Source organism: Paracoccus hibiscisoli, assembly GCF_005048265.1.
Classification (GTDB): Bacteria; Pseudomonadota; Alphaproteobacteria; order Rhodobacterales; family Rhodobacteraceae; genus Paracoccus; species Paracoccus hibiscisoli.
In genome coordinates, this window is record NZ_SUNH01000090.1 from 1 (window position 1) to 1,576 (window position 1,576).

Consider the following 1,576-nt stretch of genomic DNA (forward strand, 5'->3'; position numbering starts at 1 on the left):
TCCGGATGGGCCGAGCGGCGCAGCAACCGGCCCGCTGGCGTCTGCGCGACAGAATAGCCGAAGCCCAGGATCAGCCACAGGACCAGCAGCGCGCCATAACTGCCTACGACCATCCCGGAGGCCGTTCCGACAATCGAGGTCGCGGCACCCACGATCATCACCGGCCTGTCGGACCCTCGGTCCAGAAGACGCGGCAGGGTCAGGGCGGCGACCATCGATCCCGCACCGAACGCGGCCAGCGCCAGCGCCACCTGCGGCTCCGCCCGACCGAAGCCTGTCTTGACCAGCACGACCGTGTTCACGATCACCATCGATCCGGCCGCCGCGACGGCCAGACTGATCGCCAGCAATCCGCGCAGACGCGGGGTCGCCAGATAGAGGCGCATGCCGCGCGTCGTCCGGTCCCAGACCCCACGCCGTGCCGCTGGCTGCGGTGAGGGCAGACGGACGCTGAGGACCAGCGCAGCAGAAGCGAAAAACCCGACGACCGTCCCCGCAAACAGGCTGTGAAAGCTGATGACGCTCAGCAGCGCCGCCGCCAGCATGGGCGAGACAAGGTTTTCCAGATCGTAGGCAAGACGCGAGAGCGACAGGGCGCGGGTATAGTCCTCTTCCTTGGGCAGGATGTCGGGGATGGTCGCCTGGAATGTCGGGGTGAATCCGGCAGACGCGGCCTGCAGCAGGAAGATCAGCAGGTAGATCTGCCAGATCTCGGTCACGAAGGGCAGGCACAGCGCGATGCCCCCCCGGACCAGGTCCAGCGCGACCAGCACCGCCCGGCGCGGCAGGCGATCCGTGAACGCCTGCGCCACCGGCGCGACGCCGACATAGGCAATCATCTTGATCGCCAGCGCGGTGCCCAGAACCGCCCCCGCATCCGCCCCGGCCAGTTCGTAGGCCAGAAGGCCCAGGGCCACGGTCATCAGCCCGGTGCCCAGCAGCGCGATCACCTGCGCCGCGAACAGGTGTCGATAGGTGCGGTCGCGCAGGATGGCCAGCATGGGGTGTCCTTACAGCAGCTTGGTGATGGCCTTCATCTCGTCCAGCGTCTCGGCCGCGTCGTGGACTAGGCAGTGGTCGATGTGATCGTGGATCAGCGCCCGCTTGGCGGAGGTCACGGCGCTTTCCACCGCCGCCAGCTGGCGGGCGATGTCGAGACAGGGCTGCTGTCCCTCAATCATGCCAATGACGTGGCGCAGATGACCTTCGGCACGTTTCAGCCGGGCGACGAGGGCGGGGTGGCTTGCGTGAACATGCGGGTGTGACATACAGTCAGGCTATCCCCCCCTGGGGGATAGAACAAGACGGTGTGATCAGCGCGCCGCGAAACGACGGGCAGGCCGGTGAAACAGGTTCGGACATTGATGCACAGCGTGCTTGCAGCACTCGTCTGCCTGTCGCTTGTCGTCTGGTCCCTTGCACCAAGCGCCAGCCATGTCCCTTCCGTCTTCGACGTGGTGGCCGAGCATACCGACATGATCGCTGATCATGGCCACTCGCACGGGTTCGCAGAGGATCTTGTCTGGGCGCTGCACGGTCACAGCCATGACGTGGCCGACCATGATCACAGCCAGGC

At 66.4% G+C, this 1,576-nt stretch carries 2 protein-coding genes and 1 pseudogene; 1 reads left to right on the forward strand and 2 read right to left on the reverse strand.

Features of this window, described 5'->3' with window-relative positions; genetic code table 11:
• Together FA740_RS19420 and FA740_RS19425 are read right to left on the reverse strand one after the other, a co-directional pair.
• The coding region (locus tag FA740_RS19420) for an MFS transporter (RefSeq protein ID WP_136858426.1) at window positions 1-1,001 on the reverse strand (1,001 nt) is incomplete at its 3' end.
• A gap of 9 nt (window positions 1,002-1,010) precedes the next feature.
• A complete protein-coding gene (locus FA740_RS19425; protein ID WP_136858427.1) occupies window positions 1,011-1,268 on the reverse strand; it encodes a metal-sensing transcriptional repressor in 258 nt (85 codons plus the stop codon).
• A gap of 96 nt (window positions 1,269-1,364) precedes the next feature.
• Here FA740_RS19425 and FA740_RS19430 point away from each other — a divergent pair.
• Window positions 1,365-1,576 (forward strand): annotated as a pseudogene (locus FA740_RS19430) (hypothetical protein); the annotation flags it as partial.

Bases quoted from the DNA above. Each gene is read 5' to 3' on its own strand.
- FA740_RS19425 (WP_136858427.1), bottom strand. From the start codon at position 1,268: ATGTCACACCCGCATGTTCACGCAAGCCACCCCGCCCTCGTCGCCCGG.